The organism is Microcoleus sp. BR0-C5 (assembly GCF_036705045.1).
GTDB lineage: Bacteria > Cyanobacteriota > Cyanobacteriia > Cyanobacteriales > Microcoleaceae > Microcoleus.
Map to the genome: position 1 here is coordinate 103,345 of NZ_JAUBTR010000017.1, position 6,487 is coordinate 109,831.

At 48.3% G+C, this 6,487-nt stretch carries 6 protein-coding genes and 1 pseudogene; 4 read left to right on the forward strand and 3 right to left on the reverse strand.

From position 1 onward, the window contains the following. The first annotated feature begins 21 nt into the window (after positions 1-21). Positions 22-1,398, forward strand: a complete 1,377-nt coding sequence (locus tag QUB08_RS11090; RefSeq protein ID WP_333224779.1) for a cytochrome P450 — start codon at positions 22-24, stop codon at positions 1,396-1,398. Positions 1,399-1,936: 538 nt separating this feature from the next. Here QUB08_RS11090 and QUB08_RS11095 read toward each other — a convergent pair. Then, positions 1,937-2,224 carry a hypothetical protein gene (locus QUB08_RS11095; protein ID WP_006632921.1) on the reverse strand — a complete coding sequence of 96 codons (288 nt, stop codon included), beginning with the start codon at positions 2,222-2,224 and terminating at the stop codon, positions 1,937-1,939. A gap of 493 nt (positions 2,225-2,717) precedes the next feature. Between QUB08_RS11095 and QUB08_RS11100 the strand changes: the two genes are divergently transcribed. The 3 genes from QUB08_RS11100 (at position 2,718) to QUB08_RS11110 (ending at position 5,169) form a co-directional block, all read left to right on the forward strand. Next, positions 2,718-2,978, forward strand: coding sequence for a MoaD/ThiS family protein (locus QUB08_RS11100; RefSeq protein ID WP_015179186.1), 261 nt, complete (start codon positions 2,718-2,720; stop codon positions 2,976-2,978). Positions 2,979-3,487: 509 nt separating this feature from the next. Continuing rightward, the gene (thrC, locus tag QUB08_RS11105) at positions 3,488-4,786 is read left to right on the forward strand and encodes a threonine synthase (protein ID WP_333224780.1); all 1,299 of its coding nucleotides are present in this window, start codon (positions 3,488-3,490) and stop codon (positions 4,784-4,786) included. Positions 4,787-4,893: 107 nt separating this feature from the next. Beyond that, positions 4,894-5,169: a MoaD/ThiS family protein gene (locus QUB08_RS11110; protein ID WP_172188035.1), complete on the forward strand. Its 276-nt coding sequence runs from the start codon at positions 4,894-4,896 to the stop codon at positions 5,167-5,169. 112 nt (positions 5,170-5,281) lie between these two features. Here QUB08_RS11110 and QUB08_RS11115 read toward each other — a convergent pair whose 3' ends face one another. Next, entirely contained in the window at positions 5,282-5,995 is a 714-nt protein-coding gene (locus QUB08_RS11115; protein ID WP_333224781.1) for a hypothetical protein, read from the reverse strand. 283 nt (positions 5,996-6,278) lie between these two features. Continuing rightward, a pseudogene (locus QUB08_RS11120) lies at positions 6,279-6,487 on the reverse strand (hypothetical protein); the annotation flags it as partial.

Consider the following 6,487-nt stretch of genomic DNA (forward strand, 5'->3'; position numbering starts at 1 on the left):
ACCCACACCCAGGTAATTCCTATGACACTACCTAACGGCCCCACAGATCCACCCTTTGTGCAGCTAATTCAATGGATCGGCGATCCGCTGACATACATGGATAAATGTGCCAAACAATACGGCGACATTTTCACAGCTCAAGTGAACAACGGGAAACCATTGGTGATGATCCACCACCCGCAAGCTGTCCAGGAGATGCTCAACAGCAACGCGTTTCACGCTCCAGGCCGCCTGAATAATATTCTCAAACCCATGCTGGGAGAACAATCCATGATTATGCTCTCAGGAGAAAGGCACAAACGCGAGCGCCAATTATTGATGCCGCCCTTTCACGGGGAACGGATGCGGAACTACGGCCAACTAATTTGCGATATCGCTCAAGATGTTGCCAGCAAATGGTCGGTTGATCGACCTTTTGTAGCCCGCAGCGCTATGCAGGAAGTCACCATGCGGGTAATCTTGCAAGCTGTCTTCGGCCTCGATGACGGGCCGCGGTTACAAAAACTCAGGCCACTACTTGCCTCATTCGTGGATATGACTGGTTCTCCGTTGCGATCGAGCATACTGTTTTTCGGCTGGATGCAGCAAGATTGGGGTTCTTGGAGTCCTTGGGGACGCATGAAACAGCGGCAGCGGAAAGTTAACGCTCTGATCGACGGGGAAATTGAAGAACGCAGACTACAACCAGACGCCAGCCGCACCGACATTCTCAGCTTAATGATGGCCGCCCGCGACGAAAACGGGCAACCAATGACCAATGAAGAATTGCGCGACGAGTTGATGACGCTGCTGTTTGCAGGCCACGAAACCACAGCAACGGCCCTAGCTTGGGCGTTTTACTGGATTCACAGTTTGCCCTCGGTGCGCCAGAAGTTGCTGCAAGAATTGGACAGTTTGGGGGAAAATCCCGACCCGATGGAGATTTTCCGCTTACCTTACCTGAGTGCAGTTTGTCAGGAGACGCTGCGAATTTACCCGGTGGGAATGCTGACATTTGCGCGAGAAGTGCTCACGCCCGTGGAACTGATGGGACATCAACTCGAACCTGGCACGGTTGTCATCGGCTCGATTTATTTGACCCACAGACGGGAGGATTTGTATCCAGAACCGCTGCAATTTAAACCGGAACGGTTTTTGGAGAGGCAATTCTCGCCTTATGAGTATTTGCCCTTTGGAGGCGGCAGCCGCCGCTGTATCGGCTTGGCGCTGGCGCAGTTGGAGATGAAACTGGTGCTGGCAACCATTTTGCGGGATTTCGACCTCGTATTGGCCGAGAAAAAGCCCGTACAGGCCAAACGCCGAGGGGTGACTTTAGGGCCAGCCGGTGGCGTGCGGATGGCCCTGCTGGGGCGGCGGATGTCGCAGCAGAAGCGTGAACCTGTTGTTAGTGGGGTTTGAAGTCGCAGCCGTTGCAGGGGGCGATCGAACTTTCAGCTTTGAGTGCAAACAATTTAGCGAGAATGTGCGATCGTCCGCCAATGCCACCATTTTTTGTAGCACCTGCTACAGATAAACAGCTAGAATCCTTAACCTGTAAGCCTCCCCCCTCTCAATTTTCAAATTCTCAGTCTAAAATAATAGGAGCCTTGCAAACACAGCCTGAAAGCAAAAGTGGGTGATTGCAATAGTCCTCTTGATATCTCAAAAGCATCCCTGCCATACTTTAAAAACATATGCATACCCTGTTATTCAGCAAGGTCGGAAGCGTGTTGGCATTGCCAGCAATCTTCCGGCCTCTTTATTTTTTGCGGTACTTGAGGCATTGGAGACAAGATGCAGAAGGCCAAGCAAAAGTATAAAGTCTCCCCCTGTCCCCATCTGCCCCTCTCCCCCATCTAGAGCTCTGCCTCTCATTGAAATAGAATCCGACAGCAAGTTTAAGGAATCACTAAGGAATAATTAATAACTTGTTAAATCAGCTCCTTTTGCCCTTCTCTCAATCTTCTGTTTTCAGAAATTCTGACACCGAGACAGACTTCGGGAGACTCTCCAGATCTTGAATTTCGCTTTCGTGGGCAAAAAACTCGACTTCTTTGTCGTCAATCTGGATCTGATAGCTAGCGGTAGCTGTCACAACCCGTCGCTTTTTTTTATCTTCTATTAAAACCCAACACACTACAGGTCTTACCCATCTCTCAACGTGCTGGCTTTGCTTCGTACTCCCAAAGGCATACCAGCCTTTAGCTTCAATAATTTGAAGCACTTTAAAATCGTTATTTGCCATATATTTCTATCGCGTTAACTTCAGTATTCTTCTTAGATAGAACGGCTAGCTTGCTAAGCATGGCAAAGGTTTGACCATCCCAAGCCTCACTTGATAACCTGATTTTTTGTCAGGGAAGCGGGTTGACAAGGCCTTGTCTGCGTTGTTGCCTGCTAAATTTAGTGGGATCTTTTTGTACTCTCCCACAATTACGGTAAAGTATCTATACCGCATCATCAAAAAATATTCTCGCATTAGCCTCAACAGCAGCCAACTAGACCTTAGCTAGCTGCATCTAAGTGGATGCTAACTGCTTCTAACGCCTGGTTGGTGAGAGCGATCGGCATACAATCCTGTTAAGACTTTTTGCGGCAATCAACTATTATCTTTACCCGATGGGGTAAAACTTAACTAGAGGTTGCCGCTTTCAATTCTAAGCCTCGGCGCGCCTAATTCCTAATTAATTGTATGGTGTAGTTGATAATTGCCAAACCGTCGATCGCACTCAACAGCCGTGTCTAACTCTTCGATTACCATCACCGTTAAACTGTTCGCCGCCTTCGGTGAAGCCTACGGCGTTTCGGAACTTACACTAGAACTTCCTCCCGAAACCCCTGTGTCTCAAGTGCTCGAAAGCTCGATCGCCCAATATCCTCAATTAGAACAATGGCGCGATCGCACTCGCTTCGGCCTCAACCTGGAATTCGTCTCCCCCGACACCATCCTCCAAGACGGCGACGAAGTTGTACTCATCCCCCCCGTCAGTGGCGGGTAGGCTAAGTTGGTTAATCTGAAATGTTGCACCATTCTCAATAAGCTTTTTATGAACAGGCTTTTCGGCCTGTTCCACAAGAGATGAATTTTTTTGTGGAACAGGCTTTTCGGCCTGTTCTTGAGAATGGTGCAACATCTCAGTTAATCAAAAATTCGAGGTTTTGTAGTTGTGTTCGATCGCACTACTGCCCAATTCTTAGCCCAAAAAAGATTTATTAAGTTTTGTAACAATTCCGGCGGCAAATCATCCTTGATCTCGATCGAACTCGCGTGCGGGCCTGACAATCTGGATTAAGAGCCCAATCCTGAAAACAAGTCAAATCCTTGTGGGGAGTAGGGGTTGGGCGTCTCGCCCGCCCAAATGTCAAAGTTAAACAGTGGTGTGTTTAACTCAAAAGTCACTAAAAAATCAATCCCGACTAAAAAAATCGGGTATGGTTGACGGGGTAAATTGACCGTGCTAATCTTGCACAAGACTAAGAAAACATCGCAAAACTAGAGAGTTGAGCTATGACCCAGGCGACCAGAACCCAATCCACAGCAGCAACCTTCACAGCCCTCAAATGTAAAGAATGCGGTGAAGAGTACGAACTCCAAGCCAAGCACGTCTGCGATTGCTGTTTTGGCCCGCTTGAAGTCAAGTACGACTACGACGCCATCCGCCGCAGCGTCACTCGCCAAACCATCGCAGCCGGCCCCAACTCGATCTGGCGCTACCGCGCATTTTTACCAGTCGCTACAGATAACGTCATCGATGTCGGCACTGGGATGACTCCTCTATTAAAATCCCACCGCTTAGCCCGCCGCCTCGGTCTAAAAAATCTTTATATTAAAAACGATGCCGTCAATATGCCCACTCTCAGCTTTAAAGACAGAGTGGTGTCAGTCGCCCTCAGCAGAGCGAGAGAATTGGGTTTCACAACGGTATCCTGTGCCAGCACCGGCAATTTAGCTAACTCTACGGCTGCGATCGCCGCCCACGCCGGACTCGACTGCGTAGTCTTCATTCCCTCCGACTTAGAAGCAGGCAAAGTCCTCGGCACTCTGATTTACAATCCAACTGTCATGGCAGTTCACGGCAACTACGACCAAGTTAACCGCCTCTGTTGCGAAGTCGCCAATACACATGGCTGGGGATTTGTCAATATCAACTTGCGTCCCTACTATTCCGAAGGCTCAAAAACCCTCGGCTACGAAGTTGCCGAACAACTAGGCTGGCAATTGCCCGATCACATCGTCGCTCCCCTCGCCTCCGGCTCCCTATTCACAAAAATTTACAAAGGCTTTCAAGAATTCATCGAAGTCGGTTTAGTTGATGAAAAGAAAGTCCGGTTCAGTGGCGCCCAAGCTGACGGCTGTTCCCCCATCGCCCAAGCATTCCGTGAAGGTCGTGATTTCGTCAAACCGGTGAAACCGAATACAATTGCTAAGTCGATCGCGATCGGCAATCCAGCCGACGGTATGTACGCCTTGGAAATCGCCCGCAAAACCAACGGCAACATTGAATCCGTCAGCGACACCGAAATCATCGAAGGCATGAAACTGCTAGCAGAAACTGAAGGCATATTCACAGAAACTGCCGGTGGCACGACAATCGCAGTCTTGAAGAAACTCGTAGAAGCAGGTAAAATCAATCCCGATGAAACCACCGTCGTTTACATCACCGGCAACGGTTTGAAAACGCAAGAAGCAGTTCAAGGCTACATCGGCGAACCCATCACCCTCGAACCGAAACTAGAAGCCTTCGAGCGCGCCCTAGAACGCGCCCGTACACTCGAACGCTTAGAATGGCAACAAGTTTCGGTTTAATATTTATTAGTCATTAGTCATTGGTCATTGGTCATTAGTTGTTAAGCTGTTGACTGATGACTAATGACTGATAACTAAGGACTGACTACTGACTAAGGACTAAAAAAATGACGGTCAAAGTTTTAATTCCCACTCCCCTGCAAAAATTCACTAACAATCAAGCCACCATCGAATGCGGCGGTGACAACATTTCCGAACTGATTGAATCGCTGGAAACCAATTGTCCCGGCATCAAAAAAAGCCTGTGTGATGAAAAGGGAGAACCCCGCAGATTTCTCAACTTCTACGTCAACAGCGAAGACATCCGCTTTTTGGATGGCTCAAAAACAGCCCTCCAAGATGGTGATGAAGTCAGTATTGTTCCGGCTGTTGCTGGCGGCTGATTAACACCTAATTAAATCTTAAAACATAGATGAACGCAGGTAGATTTTAATTAATTACTATCGGCACTATCTGCGTTCGCTATTTGTTCCGGTACGAATGATAAAATCGGTCTTACCGTTGCATTCGTTCTCGAACTCGCGTCCACAGATTTCGTTTCAATTCAGGTTCTTCCACAGGCATTGTTTCTGTGGGGGGGTCTATTTGTGTTCTCTCGGCTGACCCAGGGAACTGGTATTCCCCGTATTCCAGAAGGTTTTCGAGATATTCCCCGGCATAGCCGTTCTCTCCAGGAACAGTCTCGTATCGTTTAAGAACCTGCTGTATCAGCTCCTTGTCGAGACTGTAATCGCCTAGCACAAGACGCACAGCAAGCGCTTCTCGGTGTATGCGGCATTTCTCTGCCTGGTGCGGGAGCATCTCGTCAAAGAGCAAGGCATCACCAACACACATATTCTCTATCTTGCAGCCTGACTCCAGTTCATGGTTGAGAAACTTCAGGATGGAGTGTTCGTTAGAGATGCTATTGCCCGTGTGTCGCACCTGACAATTCAACAGATCGTCTATCTGGCTAATGTACTTGCCGTTATAAAGCTTTAGCCGTCCTCCCGTGTCCTCATTGAGATCCTGAAGGGGAATCCACAATGTCATAGCCGATCCTCTCACGCCAAAGTAGAGGCTATGTCCTGTATGCCACTCCCCATGAGAGTTGTGCTTGGGGTTAGTAGGCTCGCTACAAAAAAAATTGCTCCCTATAATGTGGAGGTGGTCAAAAAGCTGAGGAAGTAGTGCGACTAAGGATGGTAATCGATCTAGATAGACGTACATCTTATTGCTACCGCTTCGACTATACAGACCTTTCTGCTGGGGTAGCGATGCAGCGACGGCCCGAGCCTCCGCTATAACCGCCTCATCAAGGATGCCACGCAGGAGGTAGTAGTTGTAGGACGACGAGCCGCGACCGATATTTAGAAGTGAGATATTGGACTTGCTTTCTCGCTATTTTAAGCATGATTATAATAAGCACAAAATAGGATGGGGTAGATAGTGTAACAAAACTTCACCTAAAACTTCCTGAATCTCTCGATCGTACGACCAGACATGATATTAGCTAAATAAACCCGTGTTCTGCTAAAAACTCCGGTGTAATTCCTCTCGAACAGTTAATAGCCGGAGTTTCTTCCCAATCTTCAGGAAGCAGTTGAGAGCCGCTGCGGAGGAATTTCGCTACGTATTTGCCTAAAACCCACATTCCGCAGTTCTGGCTTTGATGACTAAGGATTTTCATACCTTCACTGTAGGAAAAATATCTGTGCCTAC